The sequence below is a fragment of the Oligoflexia bacterium genome (genome assembly GCA_034439615.1).
Taxonomy (GTDB): Bacteria; Bdellovibrionota; Bdellovibrionia; order JABDDW01; family JABDDW01; genus JAWXAT01.
Genome location: JAWXAT010000002.1, coordinates 31316 through 50985 on the forward strand (window position 1 = coordinate 31316; position 19670 = coordinate 50985).

The window sequence follows — 19670 nt, forward strand, 5'->3', positions numbered from 1 at the left end:
ATGGCTGAAAACAAAAGTGGTTATCAAAAAATATATGATCGTCTTGCCGACCGTTATGACCTTGTCTATGGTCGCATATTAAGCCGAGGACACAAATTAGCTATCAAAGCCATGGCTCTCAATGGTCCACATAAAATTTTAGAAGTAGGAATAGGAACCGGCCTCACACTCTCCCACTACCCCAAACATGCTGATATCACAGGCATAGATATCTCAGATGCGATGCTTGAAATTGCGCGCGAAAAAATCAAAGATCTCAAACTAACAAATGCAAAAGTCAAAACCATGAGTGCTGAAAAATTGGAATACGATGACAATTCATTTGATCGCGTATTTGCACCATCAGTAATCAGTGCTGTTGCTCAACCCGGAAAAGTCATTGAAGAAATGATTCGTGTTTGTAAACACGGTGGTCATATATGCATTGTATCTCATTTTGCAGGGAAAAAAGTACACGACAAGCTGGTTGATCTTCTCAGCGATTCTCTCACACAGAAATTTTTGGGCTTTAGAATGACAACACCACTTGAACTCGTAGAGAAAAACACACGAGTTGAAGTGGTGATGAAAGATAGTATTTTTCCTGTATGGAAGAATTTCAGCCGCCTTTATATTCTCAAAAAATTCTAAAAGCGACTAAATTTTACTCGCGTATACCCAATCTTTTAAAGAATGCTTTATTATTTGGCTTTCGACCCAAGAATGACACCAATAATTTATCAGCCGTCTTTACGTCACCTTGCTCAAGAATGTTCTTACGATAGCTCGCTCCAACTTTAGAATTAAGTAAGCCTGCATCCTCAAACTTAGTGAACATGTCATCGGCATATACCTCCGACCACAAATATCCGTAATAGCCAGCATCATAGCCACCCATCATATGACCAAACGTCGCAGGAAAATGCGTCTCAGGATTCGGCTCAATGGTTGTAAGTTCTTTATACAATTTTTTATAAACTTCTGTTGGATCAGTAATTTTTGATGAAGAGTGTATCGTATAATCAAAAAACCCAAACAAAAGTTGTCGGGTGTAAAAAACACCCTGGTTAAAATCTCGAGCCTTAATTAATTTTGTAATGAGATCTTTGGGCAATTTTTTTGTAGTATCTTTGTAATGCCCCGAGAGTGTTTGCAAAATCGCGGGATCCCACACCCAATTCTCTAACATCTGTGAAGGAGCTTCCACGAAATCACGAGCTACACTACTACCAGAAAGTGTGGCAAAGGGTGCCTTGGTTAAAGTTTGATGCATAATGTGCCCAAACTCATGAAAGAGAGTTTCAACTTCATCATGGTCAAGTAATGAAGGCTTGCCATCAGCTGGAGGCGTAAAATTTGCTACGATAGATGAAACCGGTGTTCGATATTCACCATTAATCATGCGGCCTGATCTTAACGTAAATGCAGCTGCGTGACCGTATTTTCCGTCGCGAGGTACAAAGTCAGCAAAGAAATGTGCAATGAATTTTGAGTCTGCAGTATTTCGCACTTCGTAAAGTTTTACGTGAGGCGCCCAAACTTTTGCATCTTTTACTTCTACATATTTAACGCCAAGAATTTTAGAATACACATCAAACATTTTCTCAACAACGTAGTCTGACGGAAAATATTCTCTAATTACTTCGCTATCAATAGAGTAATCACGCTTCATTAATTGATATGCATAGTAGCCACTATCCCACGGGTTAAACTCTTTTGAAGCGGGCTCCATTTCTTTTTTGAATTTCATAAGCTTTGCTAGATCTTTTTTATTTCTTTCAGCAAGTTTTCCACGAAGTGAAGACAAAAACTCTTCAACTGTTTTTGAGGATTTAGCCATGCGATCTTCTGTGCGATAATCCACCCAAGTTTTATAACCCAAAAGTTCGGCAACTTGCGCCCTTAGACCCATCGCCTCTTGAAGTAGTTTTGTGTTTTTATCGGCTGCACGATTTTCATAGAGCACTTGCATACGCCGACGTGTTTCTGAAAGCTTAGCGTTTTCCATTACAGCACTATAATCAGTGGATTTTGCAGACACTTTAAATTTGGCACCAGATTTTTTAAATCTTCCTAAAACAGTATCCGGAACCCCTTCAAGATCTGCCGCTGTAAATTCAATAAAATCTGTATTTTCATTGAGATTTGAAGCAAATTGAGTCTCAAGTTTTGTAAGTTTTTGTTTTAGCTCTTTTACTTGATTTAATTTTTCATCTGAAAGTGACAATCCATTATGCTTAAATTCTTTTATTATCTGTTCAGCCAATCTTTTTTGTTCTGGCGTTTGTTTTGTTTTCACAGATTTTTTTGAATTATCAGCTTCAACTAATGCATCGTAGAGATCTCGTCGCGTGAAGAGGCCAACGATGTACTGACCAAGTTCAGAATCACATTTTTCAGCTTCAGCTCTAATATTTTTATCTTGATGTACGGAGTACATAAAAGTTACCGGGCTTACCATCTCACTGAGATCAGCTAAGATAGTCTCAAATGTTTCTATTGTATTTGAAAAATTCTTCTCAGCACTTGGAACTTTTAACATCGCGGCTAAACGCTCATCGGTGAGTTTCATTTGGTCTTTGCAAATCTTTGTAATTTCATCGGATGCATATTCATAGCGAATCACAGTGGGCTCCGTTGTTTTTGTGGTTACGGCTGGTGGCGACACCTTCGGTTGTTCTTGAGACTTTTGCCCCTTATTACAGCCCGTGGCCAGTACTACTAATCCAGTAATTAATATTAAATTTCGCTTCATTGAAGTGTCTCCCGGTTTCTTTTGCTTAATAACTGTGACAGTAAGATTGGTGATTGACAAGTGAGGAGTCAGATTTTAGCTTTGCGTCATGAAAAAGAAATTCGACCCAAATTCTGCTGCTACAAAAGATTCAGGTATCTTTGGCCTTCCCTTTTCTATTAATGACGCCAAATTAGTCTTATTGCCCGTACCCTGGGAGGCCACGACCTCTTATGGGGGTGGTACCTCAAAAGGGCCCGAGGCTATTTTTCATGCAAGCAAACAAGTCGATCTTTATGATGGCGAAATGGGAAACTTCTATGAAGCCGGCATTGCCATGCTCCCCATTTCAAAACAGATTTTAAAATGGAATCAAGAGGCAAAGGCTGCCGCAAAACCTATTATAAAAGCCGGTGGTGATATCGGTAATAATACAAAACTTAAAAGCGCACTTCAAAAAGTGAATGCGTTAAGCGTTAAGGTTAATGATTACGTCTATGAAGAGACAAAAAAATATTTAGATAAAGGTAAAATCGTAGGGCTCATCGGCGGGGATCACGCAAGCCCACTGGGTGCTATCAAAGCTTACTTAGAAAAATATCCTGATATGGGTGTTTTACACTTTGATGCTCATATCGACATGCGCGTTGCCTATGAAGGATTTAAATATTCACATGCTAGCATTATGTACAACCTGCTTGAAGAAACCGAAGTTAAAAAATTAATACAAGTTGGTATTCGTGATTTCTGCGAAGAAGAAATTAATGTCATTCGAAAACATGGTGATCGGGTTCAAACATTTTTTGATCAAGATATTGCAGAACTTAAGCTTGAAGGCGAAACGTGGTCAGAAATCTGCGATGATATCATAGCCAACTTGCCTGATGAAGTTTACATCTCGTTTGATATTGATGGATTTGATCCAGTTTTATGCCCCAACACCGGAACACCCGTCCCCGGTGGATTAAGTTTTCAAGAAGCGCTCTTCATTTTTAAAAAAATTCTAACGGCAGGCAAAAAAATCGTCGGCTTTGATCTCAATGAAGTTGCACCCGGCCCCAAAGGCGATGAGTGGAATGCTAACGTAGGGGCACGTTTACTCTACAAACTTTGTGGTAGAACACTCACGTCTTCAAGTTAAGAAAAATGATTTATAATAAAGTGTAAAACTCCAAATGTCGGGATCAACGACCACGCAGGCCATCGCCATTTAACCAAAACAAAAGAAGCCAAAACCAAAAGCAGCCAAAGAACTGGCGTTGTCACAGTTTCAAGCATCAGGCGAAAAACAATTCCAAGTAAACTACCAATGACTGCGGGAAAAGCCCAGTCAGTGAAGAATTTTAATCTTGGTGAATTTTCAATACGATTTTCAATGAGGGGTAATATGAAAAGAATGTTAACAAATGCAGGAAGCGCAATTGCGCATGTAGCAACAAGAGCCCCAATGAACCCCGCGACTTTGTAACCAATAAATGTAGCAGTGATGATTACAGGCCCGGGAGTTATTTGACCAATAGCTAGGCCATCAAGAAATTCAGCGTGAGTTAGCCATTGATATTTCGTTACAACGTCTGCTTCTAAAATTGGAACAATGGCCAATCCAGTTCCAAAAACAAAAGCCCCTGCTTTAAAACATGTCCACGCTAGTGGGCTTAAAACCGGATTTGTGAGCGAAAGAAAACCCCAGCTTCCGATAAGCGCCATTTCAGGTTTTGAATCTAAAGTTTGTGCTTGCTCAGGAAATGGTTGTGGAACAAGTGGTGATTGCATTGTGGGTAATAAAAATATCGAGCGCATATTGTTTTTAAATCCATGAACAATAAAGGCACCAAATAAACCAAATCCTAAAATCATAAATGGTTCATAATTTGGTCTGACGGCAATAATGCAAGCTGATACCAATGCAATCAGTACAGCTCGCCCGTTATAGTAATAAGGTTTTGCCATACGCCAAACGCTATCACTAATAATTACAAGGGCTGCCATTTGCATTCCCGCAAATAAAGCCCCAACATTTGGAACTGTCTGGTAGCGCATGTAAAAGTAACTGATGATTAAAACTAAAATAAATGCAGGGAATAAAAATAAAAATCCCGCTAAAAAACCAACGAGCGGCCCACCACGCATGCGGCCTAGATAAATCGCAAGTTGTGTAGCCGTAGGGCCTGGCATCACTTTTAAAAGCGCAAATGTACGATTGAAATGCTCAGGGGTGAGCCATTTTCTGCGCATGACGGCTTCTTCTTCCATCATGGCAATAGTGGCGATTGGCCCGCCAAAACCGACGCAACCAAGCTTTAAAAAAAACAGCAAAGTCTCTTTCATCAGCCTAAAGCTTTATCTAAAAAATGTGATCTTACAATCTTGAAAAGTGATAGAGATAAATTTTAAACTGTAGGGCCCACCATGACATTTGATTCTTCCTGTGCACCATCGTGGGTTAGGTAAGTATAATCTTTCATCACGGACTCGTAAAAATCAGTGAGGTTTACACCTTCTTTGGGTTTTAAAACACCTTCGCGAATTTTTTGGTCGATGGCATTTTTAACCTTGCGAGCTAATTCTTTGGGTTCGTATTGAACTTGTGAAAGTACTTCGCCAATGGTGTCTCCAGGAATTACTTCTTCAATGTAGAAATCTTCTGGATCTTCATCATCAACAAATATGTGAACTTCATTTACACGGCCAAAAAGATTGTGCTTATCACCCATAATATCTTGGTAAGCGCCCGTCATAAACATACCTACGTAGTAGGGCTCACCTTCTTTAAGATTATGAAGGGCGATCGTATCGCCCACTTCAAGCTTTTCAACAAACCGATCAACTTTTCCATCACTATCACAGGTGATATCAACGAGTGTGCAATTACGAGTGGGCACTTCATTGAGGCGATGTACTGGAGCAATAGGGAATAATTGATCAAAAGCCCAGTGATCAGGAGCCGATTGAAATAAACTAAAATTAGCCATGTACTGATCGGCCAACTTATCACCTAAACCCATGGTATCTTTTGATGGTTTTTTTAATCGCTTATTGAGTTGAATCAAATCACGACAAAGTTGCCAATAAAGTGTTTCAACCTTCGCGCGTTCTTCGAGACTTAAAATTCCAAACTTAAACATAGAGAGCGCTTCTTCTTTTTTCGCAACAGCATCGTGATAACTCTCTCGCGCGTTTTTACCGTTAAGACCCGCTACGATTTCACGTAATTCTTTAACGATTTGAGATTCTGAAGCTGAAACTGGAGGCATCACTGTTGGCCCCCCAACTTCGATACGACCAAACACGTTCATGATAATACAAGCATGATGAGCAGTAACTGCACGACCTGATTCACTGACGATATGTGGTTCTGAAACACCTTCGTTCGCACAGATTTGTTTTAGATTATAAGTAATGTCTGAGGCATATTCTTCAATGGTGTAGTTCATTGAATTTAAGACTGAAGAGCGCATTCCAACATAATCAACGCCAAGACCACCACCAACGTCAAAATAAGTGATTCCTAAGCCCATTTTTTTAAGTTGAGCATAAATGCGCGCACCTTCACCCACAGCATCTTTAATAGTTCGAATATTTGTGAGCTGACTGCCCACATGAAAATGAAACAACTGAACTGCTTTTTCTTGGCCCGCTGCTTTTACGATTTCTACAGCCTTGATCAATTCAGGAATTGTAAGACCAAACTTTGCGTAGTCACCACTGGAACCCTCCCACTTACCAATACCTTTGGTTGTGAGCTTGGCCCTGAGACCAATCATAGGTTCAACTTGCATTTCTTGAGCAACTTTTAATAACAAAGGAAGTTCAGATAACTTTTCAATTACAACAACAACTTTGCGACCTAGTTTGCGACCCAAAAGGGCTAACCGCATAAACTCTTCATCTTTGTAGCCATTGCAGACAGTAATCGCATCAGGGTCTGTGTTTAGACCCAGAACTACTAATAACTCACCTTTACTGCCCGCTTCTAAACCGTAGTGATAAGGGGCTCCAGCATCAACAATCTCCTCAACCACTTCAGCCATTTGATTTACTTTAATCGGATAAACACCAAAGTACCTGCCCGTGTATGAGTTATCTTGAATGGCTTTACTAAAAGCCTCATTGAGAACCTTTACTCTTGTGCGCAAAATGTCTTGAAATCGAATAACACACGGAAATTTTAGACCCTTTTCACGAACGTCTTCGACGATATCCATGATGTCGATACTTGGCCCGGGCTTGCCATTGGGATGAACGCACATATTGCCCTTATCATTCACACCAAAAAAACCTGCGCCCCAGTTTTCAATATTGTAGTGCTCAAGAGCTTGCTCAACTGTCCAGCTATTGCCGTTACCGTTAGTCGCATTTTTTATATCTGGTTGATTTGTGGAAAGTGGGTTTACAGCAGTAATGGTTGGATGCGTTGTTGCCACTTGGTTTCCTCTTTAAATGAGTAACTTGAAAAGCTAATGATCTTCTGTGTTTTTTTATACACTAAAGTCAACTGAGCACAAAATTATTTTTTCGTTAAGTCATGAAATGCCGGCTGTTGACTTTCAATACTTCGCTGAGGTCTATTTACTCCTGAAAATGAAAATCTCTGTTGTGGTTCCCGTATTTAATCATGTGCATCTGACCCAGCGATGCCTTCCCTCACTCGTTGAAGGAGCTCATCAAGCACATCAGCTGGTGATTATTGACAATCACTCAACCGATAACACCCCAGAATATCTCAGGGAATTTAAGAAAAAAGCAGAACTCAAAGGATGGTCCGTCATTATCGTGACCAACGAAAAAAACCTGGGAGTCGGCGCTGCATTTAACCAAGGTATTAAAAACTCCACTGGTGATTTCATCGCACTTTTGAATAACGATACCTGGCTGATGCCAAATTGGGACTCAAGCTTGCTGCTAGCCACTGAAACCCTTGGTGGCGCAATGATTGCCCCTTATTACGATGAAACACCTTTTGACGAAAAACAAATCCCCCTTAAGGCTCAACAGTTTATTCAACGCAATTATGCAAAACATTCTCACGATTGGGCTGCGATCTTAATGTTTTTTAGGCGGGACACTTTTGAAAAAGTAGGGGTTTTTGATGAGCGCTATTTCGTAGGATACGAAGACCGCGATCTACAAGAACGCATGGATCGCGCCGGTTTAAAGTATTACAAAACCGGTTCGTGTTTTATCTGGCATCACTCAAAAGGCACACGTGATTCTGCAAATCTTCCATCAGGATATGAACAAGACAGCCTTCAAAAATTTATATCTAAATGGGGTTTTGATCCAAGACCACTTGAGAATACAAAGTTTCAAAAATACCGCCGCAAATGGATCAGATTTAAAAATAAGTTTGGGTATTTTTAATACCGGTAAAAGAAAATTTAGAGTAACGCGTTGATACTTGCTAATGAATTTATACAGGTTTCTAGGGCTTTTTCATAAGGTGATACTCGCGGCAGTCGCTTTAAAACTTTAAGTCTTTCAATAACGATATCTCTTCGCTGATTGAATGCTCTGATATTAGCAGGCGAAACTCCCACCGTATTCTTAAGCTTAAAATGCAAAAGTTTTTGAGCCACCTCGTCGCCAGGAAGATACTCATCTGGAATATCTAAGAGTATCGGTTCACGAAATATAAATCCATGGTCAATGGCCACCACGCGATCACGCCATAATAAAAGCCAATTACCTTCGTGACGATCTCCATTACTTAAAAGATAATCTAAAAGATAAAGATTTTTGTATTCAGGCGGGTAAGGCCTAATAGTAAAATCAGCAGCACCCCGCAGTGGCCCTTCAAATCCAGCTATAGTATCATCAACCATAATCTGAACTGAAATACGGTATTCCCTGCCGTTGAATTTATAGATTCTATCTACAGTCGCAGGAATAAGGTAAAGGCCTAAAGCCTCTGAAACTTGGTAGGCTAGAACTTCATTTTCAATATGATAGAATTTCGCGATTACATGCTCTCCGGTGCTTAAGTAGCCTTTGTGAAAGCTTAACTTTTTATCGATTAATATATCGATAAACCCACTTGCAGGTGAGGATGCCTTCATTCTTAGCTCGAGTTCTTTTTTAAATTTTTCAGCCAGTGTATGATTGCCAGCTTCTTGATATGACCAAATAGCCTGCTGGAACTGATTATTTTTAATGTATAACTCTGCTTGCTCAACAAGCTGTTGAGAAGTGAATGTGGAGGCGGCAGCAGTCAAGGCGCAAAAAAGGCTCAGCGCCTATATAAAGATTAGCCTTTTTAGGCTCCTAAAATGGTTTAAATACACCTCTACTGACATACCGAAATCAAGGATTCAACGTCTGTGCCAGTTCAACTTTTTAATTAAAACTGAAAATACAAAAATGGCGAATTTTCATTGGCTATAATTCTAAACATGCAGAGTAAAAACAAGCCCGCAAACACATAGGCCATAGCTGGGCGCCAGCGGTGTTTTAGCTCCATAGTATTTGGAGCAATGTGAGCAATCAAACCAGCAATAAAAATAAATCCAACTAGCGAACCAACAGGCTGAGGCAACAAACCACTTTGCATTGAAAACATTTTATCTATAACAGCGTTGGCATGCCCTAATATTTCAGATCTAAAATACACCCACCCGATCACCACACACAAAAATGTAATAAATTGACCGATGAACTTTGGCAGTTGAATACTCACATGGTTCTTAAATAAATTATTAATCGTCAGTAAAACTCCATGAAACGCGCCCCACACAATAAATGTCCAGTTAGCTCCGTGCCACAGACCGCCCAAGAGCATTGTGATTAATAAATTCACATGGGTTCGCACTTCTCCACGACGATTTCCACCAAGTGGAATGTACAAGTAATCTCTAAGCCACGTTGAAAGGCTGATATGCCAACGACGCCAAAAATCACTAATGCTCACGGCCTTGTAAGGTGAATTAAAATTCTGTGGAATTCTAATTCCAAACATAAGACCCAAGCCCACGGCCATATCGCTATAACCTGAAAAATCAAAATACAGTTGATAGGTGTAGCCAAGGGCCAGTAACCAACTTCCCTCTGTACCCATAAGGCCAGCGTTTTTAAATGCTGGATCTATAATTGTGGCGATACTATCAGCAATGAGTACTTTCTTACTTAAACCTATAAGAAAAATTGAAATACCCTCTTCGATTTTTGCAAACTGATTTGATTTATCAATATTTTCTAAATCATCTTCAATTTGTCTAAAACGCACTATGGGCCCGGCCACTAATTGAGAAAAAAGCGATACGTAACATGAGAATTCAAAAAAGTTTTTCGTTGGTTTAATAACACCACGATACGCATCAATCACATAACTCATGGTGTGAAACGTGTAGAATGAAATTCCAACTGGTAAAATAATATTAAGATGTGTGATGGGAATCGGAGCACCAGCAGCTGAAAAAACCGCTGCTACAGAATCGATAAAGAAATTATAATATTTGAAAAACCCTAAGAGTGTTAAATCAATAACAACGGCAATGAGCATGGCTCGTTTTTTTTGAATTTGTGTATTCGCAGACAATATTGCTCGACCGGCGATATAACTTACAAGTGTTGAAAAAAGCATAAGCAGACAGAACTTCGCATTCCACCATCCGTAGAACACATAACCTGTGGCTGTGAGCCAAATATAACGACTGGTTTTAGTTTTAAGTCGCCAGTACACAAAGTAGGTCACTGGCAAGAAAGCGAATATGAATATGACGCTGTTAAATAACAAAGAAGTGCTCCTCTACTTTGTTTTTAACAGAAGAAAATTCAGCTAGCTAGTACGGAAAACTGCCAACAACACCATCTAGGCCCGGCGCAAGTTTGACCCCCGCTGCTGTAGGTACTGTTGTGTATGTCCAGGATTCTCCAATTTGAGTTGTCATTGATACATTAGCAGTTGCATGACTCACACGACCGCCTCCAGTTAAAACCGCATAACCAGGCACTGCAGGAGGTGTCGGGAAATAATTAACATTAACCATGAGTGTCTTTGATTTTTTAGCACCAAGCCGAGCATACATTTCTACTTTGAACATTTGAGGTTTATGACCCTCAACAACTGGTAATTTAAGTGCAACCATTCCGTTTTTTGCGCATATGGCATCGATCGAGTTTTTTGGTGTTAGCGGACTTTCATAAGTAAAAATGATGGTCTTATTTCCAAAACATTTACCCTCAGCCCAAAGCCATGATTCATTGGTGAGCGCTGACTTAGAAAACAAATTGTAATAGGGAGCGATTGGAACTGATTCCGCTAAAACAGGGGTCTTCTCTTCGCCTGGATTCTTAAAACAAGCGACAGTTAACACCACCATTAAGAGTAAAAAGCTCTTCATATACCTTTCCATCAACTAACCTTTCGGCTAGTTGAGAGAAAACCTTAAGGAATGTAAGTGACTGTTTTTATTTGATTTATATTAATTTCCAGCTGCTTTTAGGAGCTTGTAATAACGATCTAGGAGTACTCTGTGCTCCATCTGGTAAGTAGCTGGAATATCAGGATATTCCATATTCTGAAGAACACCTAGAGGCATATTTGAACCTAATAAATTCTCTCCAAACGTAACCTCTACTCCTAATTGTCTGAGTATATCGCGAGTGTTTAGGGCTTCTTCTAAAACCTCACATAAATAAGCGAGTACATAAACAGACTTTTGAGAAAGCAAATGGGGTTTCCAAGCAGCCCGCCACATATTGCCTTTTTTAATAAGATTGCCAGCTTCAGTCCAAAGGGTATCAAAAATATTATTTGTACCTTCAAGGTTTAGCTTTGTGGCATTGGCAAGAGCTACACCCACAAGAAAATTAAATCGCAGTTGAAGTAAATATGTAGCTAAACCTTCATTTTCACCAATGAGACAGACAAATTTAGGTACAATAACTTTTGCTTTTTCAAACTCTACTTGAACTTGCTTTACCTGCTCAGAGTTTTTTGCCCGTAATAATTTATAACATTTCTCAGAAATATTGGGCACATTCGAACGGGTTTTTACAACCTCACTAAGACCCATAGCTATAATAGATTTCATACTCAAAAGGGCTTGATTATTGGGCCCCTTATTAATCTCTTGATCTTCATGAACTGTATGAAGAGTTGCTACAAGCGCATAGAGGTTATTATGCTTATTATTTGGAAACAGCGGCAATAAGGGTCGACTATGTACAACAAATCTTTTCACATAACCAAAAAACTCACTCACCGCTTGGTCAATGAATTTTTCACGAGCTGCAGTGCCCTCATAGCGATGGTCCCAATGTTGAAATTCAAGTGCTAAAAAATACTTTGATGCATAGATAAACTTTGTATCTACGAGATCACTTGTTTCTTTATGAAGATTTGCAAATGCGTCGTCACGAATTGGTGATAAAATAGCAGGTCGAACTTTAGGCACTAATTCTTCAGTGATCTGAAGTAGGCTTGCCGTTGTAACATTCATTTCGGAAGTGAGATTTCGAAGATTTCGAGATTCGTCTAAGAGGCTATTTGTTTTGTTGGCAAGATAATCAGAGGTTTCAGAAAGGCCGTTCATTTCGACCTTCATTTCTTTTGTTTGCTTATTTGTCTCTTTGATTTCATCGAGCATTTTGCTCATTTTGTCATTCATTTCATCCATATTTTTGGTGACTGAACAACCTGAAATGAAAACAAATACCACTATGAGAATTGCGAAATTAAACATGATAAACCCTCCCTTACGACAAACAAAAGTAAGAGATAGATTTATAAAAGGAAAGAGGGTGTTTGTCTAGACATCCACCCTCTTTTTAAACATTCATGTAAATTATTCAGTAATTCTTATTCGAAAATCTTCTTCAAATTATAGGTAGCTTTGATTTGAGCATCAAGAGCTTCACGAACCATTCCTTCAGTGACTTCTACTTGCTTGCCATCTGAAGCGGGAACGCGTTTTGTGCGTGCAGCAAGTTCAGCAATTGTTTGATCGTTATTCTTAGATGACTCAAGGGTGATGAGTTTCTCACGACCAAAGAATGCGCCTGATTTTTTCTCACAACCTTTACGCGCATCACTCTTGGTGGGTTGCTTAGCATTAAATGAAGCTAAAGCATCTTCCCAAAAATGGAGCTGACATTGATAAACATCTGAGATGCTTTTTGCATATTCAGCGCGAGCTTTTTTGTCTGCGAAAAGTTCTTTAAATGCACCAAAAAGTTTTGCTTTGTTCTCATCATTAATTTGCGCAGGATCTTGAACTAAGCTCTCAACAGATGTTAAGAAATTAGCTTTCATCTGAGTTGCAGGATCAACATTTTGTTGTTGTTGTGGTTGTTGTTGATTGCGCGCTTGTGCTTGAGCTTGTTGAACCGCTTGCTGATATGCGAACATCACACCATTTTGGTAGAGATTCACAAAAAGGTTTGCAGTCATAAACAAATGTACAACCGTTGCAACCAATACAGGCAATTCCCATTTGAATGCAAAGTGCTTGTAAAACTTAGTAAACAAGAACCAGCCACCTGTTGCTAAAACAACCAGTACGACCCAGTGACCAACGATTGATGGCAATAAAATTTTAAATTGTTCCCACATAGTATTTTCTCCTATTTCATAGTGATGACATTTGATTTATCGACGAAACATGAGAAAACTTAACAAGACCTTGGTCTATTAATTTACGAAGGCCTACACTGAGTGCACTTATGATTTTATCGTAATTCACTTGGTCATAACACATGACTTCTTTATCACAACTACGCTTCCAACATGGCGAACAGGGGGCCTCAGTTACGACCGCTGCCCCACGATCATAAAAGTCTATTTCATGGGCACAAGTGGGGCCAAACCAAGCGACGGTCCATTTATTTAATGCAATGGCCATGTGCATGCCCAAAGAATCACCTGTGATCACAGCGTCACACATATCTATATATATCATTCCCTGGCGAAGCCCCAACAACGTGGGTGTCGCAATAACAGTAGCTTGAGTTAGTATGGTCGCGATTTGAATATTGCGCTGAGTATCTTCTGGACCACCTAAAAGTAAAAGTGGTGAACCCGGGTATTTTAACGAAATCATTTCTATAAGTTTACACCAACCTGCAACAGTTAACTTTTTATACGAAATCGTGGGGCTACATCCCGTATTAAAACCAATGATAGGTTTTTTAGAGCGAATAAGGCCCAGTCTTTCTCGCTCCTTGGTTTTAAGTAACTTCTCATCGCGCGTGAATTCAAAAACATATTTTTCTCTATGAGATTTAAAGCCTAGCGATTCAATAATCAATTGAGCTTCTGATTTTTTATTTACGTAAAATTTTTCATAATTCGACAAACCGATTTCATACAGTTTTTGCGCGTCCAAATTCAGTGGTATGATCGCACCAGTTTTCTGATCAACACCAAAACCTCTTCTCTCACCACTATCAATCGGGATTTCCATTAAACCTGCGGCCACTAATGATTTATCTACGCAAAATGTGTAATCAAAAGCCAATGTTGAAAGCGCTAGAGTTCCCTCATGATTATTTTTCAAGAGACGATTGATATACGGATTATTTTCTAATAACGCTGAGGCCAAGGGATTAGTGATCCAAGTTACGTGCGCTTTTGGCCACTGCGAATGAATTGCTCGCAGAATTACTGTAGCCCTTAAAACAGCACCCAAAGCTTCAAGGTGAATAATAAGAATGCGAGGTGTTGCTACTTCTTTTAATTTGCAATGCTCAGAACATATTGTGTTTTTTGAGCACGGTTTATAACCTGAAAAATGACGACAATCAGTCTGGACCATATCTTTATTGTAGCAATAGGAATCAATAACTCCCATAGAGCGAAAGTCTGGAACTTAGAACTGAAAGTAATTTGCCAAGACCATTAACCCAAAGCATCTAGACATGGGTCTTAATTACCAGGGGATGGGTTTGTGCAATGCAAACCTAGGGAACAATCTAAGGGGGATCTAAGGGGGAATGATGCATAAAAGGATTTATGTAATCGCAATAACGTCGTTTTTGTTTTTAGCAGGATGCCAAAATAAAAATCCAAATCTTGAAGTAAAACTCGCCAAAGATCCAGGCGCGGTAAAAGAAGATGTCATCTACGGAAATGATGATCGCCTTGATCTCTATGAAGTTACAAATCAAGAGGTGTTAGCTTTAGCCAATTCAACCGTCGCTTTAATTCAATCAAGCAAACTTCGAAATAATAACGGCACAACAGTTATATCGACTTCAAATTTTGGTTCAGCAATGAATCTTTGCCCGAGTGAAAAATACCGCGATCAACCAACAGCGGCATTTTGTTCAGGCACACTTGTAGGATCTGACTTGGTACTCACTGCTGGGCACTGCATTTCTTCAAGCGCTGATTGTACAAATACAAAATTTGTATTTGGTTTTGGTGTTTATCAAAAAGGGGTGAATCCATCGCAAGTTCCAACTTCTGAAGTTTATGGCTGTGGTCAGATTATTCATACCGAAAGAAATGACCGCGGTGCTGATTTTGCGGTCATAAAATTAGATCGCCCCGTCGCCAATCACCCACCCTTACCCGTTCGTGCTCAAGGTGGTGTGGGTTCAGGGGATGATATTTTAGTCATCGGATATCCTGTGGGCCTCCCCACAAAAGTAGCAGCTGGTGCAAAAGTTAGAAGTGTATCATCTGAATACTTTGTTGCTAACCTAGACACATACGGAGGAAATTCCGGCTCTGGAGTTTTTAATGCTCACACCGGACTCATCGAAGGTGTGCTTGTACGCGGAGAACAAGATTTCGCTTCACAAGGGTCATGCCAAGTTTCTAAAGTATGTACCGATAGTAGTTGCCGCGGAGAAGACGTAACACAAATTTCAAAAGTTTTACCGTATCTTCCTGTGCAACAAACCAATCCTTCGCCAACACCACAACCCCAGCCCTCACCTTCTCCTGGTCAACAAGATAAGTACGAAGCAAAACCAAATTTGAATATTCCTGATAAAAACCTTACTGGAGTTTCATCACTTATTAACGTTTTAAGTGCACCCAATGGCAGAAAAGTTTTTGTATCAGTTAATATTTCACACACGTGGATTGGTGATCTCATCGTTACCTTGAAAGCCGCAGATGGCAAAACTATCAAACTAAGTGATCGCGCGGGTGGATCAATCGATAACATTGTAAAGACCTATGAACTACCCAAAGAATTTTCTGAAATTAAAGTAAATGGCCCATGGAAATTAAGCGTGTCTGACACCGAAGCCTATGACGTCGGAACACTAAATTCTTGGAGCGTGATGTTTCAATCGCGCCAAGGTTAGGCTTTGAAATTTAGTGATGATGGTGACCGTCGGCTCCATGGGCGTGACCGTGCTGCAATTCTTCTTCGGTAGCTTCACGCTTTTCAAGAACCTCCACATTAAACGTAAGATCTTGGCCGGAAAGTGGGTGATTGCCATCCATTTTCACATCGGTGCCAGTTACTTCAACAACTGTAAAAATTTGATTATGTCCATCGCCGGATTCGCCGCGAAATTGTTGACCCACTTCAATCTTATCGCCCTTTGGCAATTGAGAATGAGGAAGTGTGACAATGAGGTTTGGATCACGAGGACCATACGCTTGATCTGATACGACAAAAATTTCTTTCTTATCACCGACTTTAAGTTGTTTCATCGCTGCTTCTAGACCAGGAATAATTTGCCCACTCCCCTCAAGATACATCACTGGTGCACTTTTTTGTGACTCCTCGATGGTCTGGCCAGTTTTGTCTTTAAGCGTGTAATGGAATGAAACAACTTGAGTTTTCATATGGTCCCTTTCATTTAAAAGAGAAAAAATACTTCTCCTTATCGCAGCAAGCAACAATAAAATCAGTTACCCCTACGCATCATTCAATATCCGTTAGAAAACCCAGAAACGTATGCTAGAATTTACATGTGAGCGTCGACTTTAAAAAAGCATCAAACACAATTGTTTTAAGTGATATCCACCTTGCTGATGCAGAACCGCCTCATGCTTATAACCCCTATTGGAAGCGTTTTAAGCGGCCCAAATACTTCGTTGATCGAACTTTTAAACGCTTTTTAGAGTACATCGATGCAAAAGCCGCCTCACCCATTGAGTTGGTTTTCAATGGCGACATTTTTGATTTCGATTCTGTCATGAAGATTCCAGCCAAATATGAAACCAAAGTGAATTGGCTAGAGCGGCTCAGGGGTTTATCTGCGGAAGAACCAAAATCTAAATTTAAAATTCAAGTGATCTTAAGCGATCATCATATTTGGGTTCAAGCACTTCGCGATTTTTTGCTCAAAGGCCATCGCGCTGTTTTTGTCATAGGCAATCACGATATGGAACTTCACTGGCCATCAGTTCAACAAGAAATCAGAAGTGCATTAGATCTTCCTGAAAATTTAAAAAACAATGTCCGCTTTTGCGAATGGTTCTATATCAGCAATCAAGACACGCTGATTGAACACGGAAATCAATACGACGCATACTGCTTATGCTCTAATCCCATTAACCCGCTGATTCGCAAAGGCCCGTTTGTTGTTGTAAGATTGCCATTTGGAAATCTCGCTGGCAAATACATGCTCAATGGCATGGGGCTTATGAACCCGCACGTCGATAGTAGTTTTATTAAAAACTCACTTAAAGAATATCTCGTATTTTTTTATAAGTATGTGGTTCGCACTCAACCATTTTTAGTTTTTACCTGGCTATGGGGCGCAATCGTTACATTGATGTATTCAGTCGGCGAAGGTTTACTTCCTGCCATGACAGACCCACTCACAATTGAATCGCGCATTAATGATATCGCTGATCGCTCAAACTCAAAAGTTCATACACTCTTAGGGCTTCGAGAGCTTCATGCTCACCCGGCGATTTTCAACCCCATGAGAATTTTGCGTGAGCTTTGGCTTGATCGCGCCATTGTTCTAGTCTTAATTCTCTTTGGTAGTTTTCAAGTTTTCACTTTTATGAATGTTTTTACACGCGCATCACTTTGGTGGTTTTTTGTTCCTGCGATGTTATTTATGCCTGCCTTGATATTTTATTCTCGCGCGATCAAATCAGATGTCGCTAAAGTTCAAAAAATGACTTTCATCAAGGCACCCATCAGTGCGCGCATTGCAAAGGTAAAACGAATCATTCATGGTCACACTCATCACGAAGGTCACACATGGACAGAAGGCATTGAGTATATCAACACAGGAACTTGGTCACCTGCTTACGAAGATGTAGAGTGTACAAAGGCGATGGGTAGAAAATGTTTCGCATGGATCAAACCAGGAACATCAGGACAACGCATTTCTGAATTACATGAATGGAAAGACGACGCCGCAGTATTAATAAAAGTCATCGACACAGTCACAAAAGATGAAGAAGTAAAAACTTTCAAGTCTGCAATAATATAATCGGTCTCACCGAGGTTCAAATGCAGTAAAATGTATTAAAAGAGGCGGAAATGGCTGAGTGCCGTATTTTGAATTCAGTACGCACTTCTTAAGCTTTTTTCTTAAGTGATAAAGTCAAAACAAAGCGAGCTATGGGTTCTTTACCCGTTTTCTTTGGTGTAGTTGCAGTTACATTTACCGCTAGGTTTTCACGCTCACCAGATTTAATGGCTCTTTCAACCAATTCAGTAATGGCATCACCATCTTCGCAGCTAAAATGAACATCCGCCTCGGCTCGCTTAAGAAAATCAGCTTTAAAGTCTTTAAAAATCAAAGAAATTTTTTCTTTTCTTTTGTGAATCAAACGCAAAGCTAAAATTCCACCAGCACAATCAGCACCCACACTCAGGGCTCCGAAATACATTCCATTAAGGTGATTTTTTGATCGCCTTGAAAGTGGGATTTTGATTTCAATGCGTTTCTCACTAACATCAACAACTGAAGGTCTTAAGAAAAATATCATCGGTATTTTTAAAAGACCGAATGTTCTTAAAATAAATGTTTCTTTTAAAAGTTTCATGATTTGCAAGCCTCCCACGGCCTAAGTACACTAACTGAATTATGCTATCGAAAAAAGATAATATTTAATCACATGGTTCACTTACACGATTAGATCAAGTTTTCAAGAAAGACTCAAAAAAGAGAAAGAAGCAGAAGTGACTTCAAAATAATCACAGGCCTTATCAATCAATTTCCCCTTGCCATTCATAACAGGTAAGGAGCTAAAGACTAGTGTTAGATGTTCAATCTGACAGTCATTCAACGCGGTGGAAAATAAGATTTTCTTGAATAACCTGGCGAGTCTGATCCTTTGGAGCTCGATAATATATCTTTGCATCGTTAAAAACGATAACATCTGAATTATATGAAGCCAGGGTCAATGAATGAAAACCTATTGGTAAGATAGAATAAGAAATACTCTCGCAAGCAAACTTAGCGAGCCCCAATGAAGTATGGGCAAGCTCATCTGTTTTCTTAAGTTCATTGGAGTAATAAATAGTTTTGCTTACTTTAGTGTCTATCTCAAATTCTAAATAAGTTTCTTTTGTCCCACTACCAAACCAGCTTGGTCTTTGAGAGTATTTTAGAACACTCCCTGTGACCACATGAGCGCAAGTTGGATCATTTTTATTTGCCAATGTTTTCATCTTTTTAGGATTAAGTAAGTACGGTTCAAAACTTGTGCTAGGCGCGTAGTAACTAAAAGTCTTGGCGTTTCGGTCAAATTCGATGCGTGTTCCCGAGACATTTTGATACTTTCCATTAACAACACTCCAAAAATCCTGACTGGAATCTTTTGGAGGCACGGGATCGCTTAAGTACTTTGGCCCGCAACCCATAGAAAGGACGATAAATGGTGTTAAAAATTGTAAAAATTTCATAAAAAATACCTTCAGATTAATTATTTATTATTGAGTGGTGAATACAATCCAATGAGCAAACAGTATGCCGTGGCTGTCAATGAAATGCTATGATTCCCCCAATTGACCGTCAACTCTCCAAATAGCGATCCATTGTCGATTTACCAAATGTGTGAAGTGCTTTGAGTTTATTGTGATTTGAA

General features: G+C 39.6%; 17 protein-coding genes. 5 read left to right on the forward strand and 12 right to left on the reverse strand.

What is annotated here, in order from left to right:
- A complete protein-coding gene (locus SGI74_00220) occupies positions 1-630 on the forward strand; it encodes a methyltransferase domain-containing protein (protein MDZ4675908.1) in 630 nt (209 codons plus the stop codon).
- 13 nt (positions 631-643) lie between these two features.
- Here the strand turns inward: SGI74_00220 and SGI74_00225 are convergent, their stop codons facing one another.
- Positions 644-2734: a M3 family metallopeptidase gene (locus SGI74_00225; protein MDZ4675909.1), complete on the reverse strand. Its 2091-nt coding sequence runs from the start codon at positions 2732-2734 to the stop codon at positions 644-646.
- An 88-nt stretch (positions 2735-2822) separates the two neighbouring features.
- Between SGI74_00225 and SGI74_00230 the strand changes: the two genes are divergently transcribed.
- Positions 2823-3854, forward strand: coding sequence for an agmatinase family protein (locus SGI74_00230; protein ID MDZ4675910.1), 1032 nt, complete (start codon positions 2823-2825; stop codon positions 3852-3854).
- Here the strand turns inward: SGI74_00230 and chrA are convergent.
- Positions 3851-5041, reverse strand: coding sequence for a chromate efflux transporter (gene chrA, locus SGI74_00235; protein ID MDZ4675911.1), 1191 nt, complete (start codon positions 5039-5041; stop codon positions 3851-3853). The genes SGI74_00230 and chrA overlap by 4 nt on opposite strands.
- A 62-nt stretch (positions 5042-5103) precedes the next feature.
- A complete protein-coding gene (speA, locus tag SGI74_00240) occupies positions 5104-7077 on the reverse strand; it encodes a biosynthetic arginine decarboxylase (GenBank protein MDZ4675912.1) in 1974 nt (657 codons plus the stop codon).
- 217 nt (positions 7078-7294) lie between these two features.
- On the opposite strand from speA, the gene SGI74_00245 reads away from it, so the two are divergent.
- Positions 7295-8074, forward strand: a complete 780-nt coding sequence (locus SGI74_00245) for a glycosyltransferase family 2 protein (GenBank protein MDZ4675913.1) — start codon at positions 7295-7297, stop codon at positions 8072-8074.
- A gap of 17 nt (positions 8075-8091) precedes the next feature.
- Here SGI74_00245 and SGI74_00250 read toward each other — a convergent pair whose 3' ends face one another.
- The 6 genes from SGI74_00250 to SGI74_00275 form a co-directional block, all read right to left on the reverse strand.
- Entirely contained in the window at positions 8092-8925 is an 834-nt protein-coding gene (locus SGI74_00250) for a hypothetical protein (GenBank protein ID MDZ4675914.1), read from the reverse strand.
- A gap of 125 nt (positions 8926-9050) precedes the next feature.
- A complete protein-coding gene (locus tag SGI74_00255; GenBank protein MDZ4675915.1) occupies positions 9051-10388 on the reverse strand; it encodes an MBOAT family protein in 1338 nt (445 codons plus the stop codon).
- 100 nt (positions 10389-10488) lie between these two features.
- A complete protein-coding gene (locus SGI74_00260; GenBank protein ID MDZ4675916.1) occupies positions 10489-11049 on the reverse strand; it encodes a hypothetical protein in 561 nt (186 codons plus the stop codon).
- A gap of 81 nt (positions 11050-11130) precedes the next feature.
- Complete coding sequence (locus SGI74_00265; GenBank protein MDZ4675917.1) at positions 11131-12393, reverse strand: hypothetical protein; 1263 nt, start codon at positions 12391-12393, stop codon at positions 11131-11133.
- Positions 12394-12509: 116 nt separating this feature from the next.
- Positions 12510-13262: a hypothetical protein gene (locus tag SGI74_00270; GenBank protein MDZ4675918.1), complete on the reverse strand. Its 753-nt coding sequence runs from the start codon at positions 13260-13262 to the stop codon at positions 12510-12512.
- Between the two features lie 16 nt (positions 13263-13278).
- Positions 13279-14463, reverse strand: a complete 1185-nt coding sequence (locus SGI74_00275) for a glycosyltransferase family 9 protein (protein ID MDZ4675919.1) — start codon at positions 14461-14463, stop codon at positions 13279-13281.
- Positions 14464-14644: 181 nt separating this feature from the next.
- On the opposite strand from SGI74_00275, the gene SGI74_00280 reads away from it, so the two are divergent.
- Positions 14645-15967, forward strand: coding sequence for a trypsin-like peptidase domain-containing protein (locus SGI74_00280; GenBank protein ID MDZ4675920.1), 1323 nt, complete (start codon positions 14645-14647; stop codon positions 15965-15967).
- 10 nt (positions 15968-15977) lie between these two features.
- Here the strand turns inward: SGI74_00280 and SGI74_00285 are convergent, their stop codons facing one another.
- Entirely contained in the window at positions 15978-16457 is a 480-nt protein-coding gene (locus SGI74_00285; protein MDZ4675921.1) for a peptidylprolyl isomerase, read from the reverse strand.
- A 128-nt stretch (positions 16458-16585) separates the two neighbouring features.
- Here SGI74_00285 and SGI74_00290 point away from each other — a divergent pair, with 128 nt between their 5' ends.
- Complete coding sequence (locus tag SGI74_00290) at positions 16586-18067, forward strand: metallophosphoesterase (protein ID MDZ4675922.1); 1482 nt, start codon at positions 16586-16588, stop codon at positions 18065-18067.
- Between the two features lie 88 nt (positions 18068-18155).
- On the opposite strand, the gene SGI74_00295 is transcribed toward SGI74_00290, so the two are convergent.
- Together SGI74_00295 and SGI74_00300 are read right to left on the reverse strand one after the other, a co-directional pair.
- Positions 18156-18626, reverse strand: a complete 471-nt coding sequence (locus tag SGI74_00295; protein MDZ4675923.1) for a DUF4442 domain-containing protein — start codon at positions 18624-18626, stop codon at positions 18156-18158.
- Positions 18627-18861: 235 nt separating this feature from the next.
- A complete protein-coding gene (locus SGI74_00300) occupies positions 18862-19488 on the reverse strand; it encodes a hypothetical protein (GenBank protein MDZ4675924.1) in 627 nt (208 codons plus the stop codon).
- Positions 19489-19670: the final 182 nt, after the last annotated feature.

What these genes read in the sequence shown, in the direction of transcription:
- SGI74_00220 (MDZ4675908.1), top strand. Translation starts at nt 1, where the DNA reads ATGGCTGAAAACAAAAGTGGTTATCAAAAAATATATGATCGTCTTGCC.
- SGI74_00225 (MDZ4675909.1), bottom strand. Translation starts at nt 2,734, where the DNA reads ATGAAGCGAAATTTAATATTAATTACTGGATTAGTAGTACTGGCCACG.
- SGI74_00230 (MDZ4675910.1), top strand. Translation starts at nt 2,823, where the DNA reads ATGAAAAAGAAATTCGACCCAAATTCTGCTGCTACAAAAGATTCAGGT.
- chrA (MDZ4675911.1), bottom strand. Translation starts at nt 5,041, where the DNA reads ATGAAAGAGACTTTGCTGTTTTTTTTAAAGCTTGGTTGCGTCGGTTTT.
- SGI74_00245 (MDZ4675913.1), top strand. Translation starts at nt 7,295, where the DNA reads ATGAAAATCTCTGTTGTGGTTCCCGTATTTAATCATGTGCATCTGACC.
- SGI74_00260 (MDZ4675916.1), bottom strand. Translation starts at nt 11,049, where the DNA reads ATGAAGAGCTTTTTACTCTTAATGGTGGTGTTAACTGTCGCTTGTTTT.
- SGI74_00265 (MDZ4675917.1), bottom strand. Translation starts at nt 12,393, where the DNA reads ATGTTTAATTTCGCAATTCTCATAGTGGTATTTGTTTTCATTTCAGGT.
- SGI74_00270 (MDZ4675918.1), bottom strand. Translation starts at nt 13,262, where the DNA reads ATGTGGGAACAATTTAAAATTTTATTGCCATCAATCGTTGGTCACTGG.
- SGI74_00275 (MDZ4675919.1), bottom strand. Translation starts at nt 14,463, where the DNA reads ATGGTCCAGACTGATTGTCGTCATTTTTCAGGTTATAAACCGTGCTCA.
- SGI74_00280 (MDZ4675920.1), top strand. Translation starts at nt 14,645, where the DNA reads ATGCATAAAAGGATTTATGTAATCGCAATAACGTCGTTTTTGTTTTTA.
- SGI74_00285 (MDZ4675921.1), bottom strand. Translation starts at nt 16,457, where the DNA reads ATGAAAACTCAAGTTGTTTCATTCCATTACACGCTTAAAGACAAAACT.
- SGI74_00295 (MDZ4675923.1), bottom strand. Translation starts at nt 18,626, where the DNA reads ATGAAACTTTTAAAAGAAACATTTATTTTAAGAACATTCGGTCTTTTA.
- SGI74_00300 (MDZ4675924.1), bottom strand. Translation starts at nt 19,488, where the DNA reads ATGAAATTTTTACAATTTTTAACACCATTTATCGTCCTTTCTATGGGT.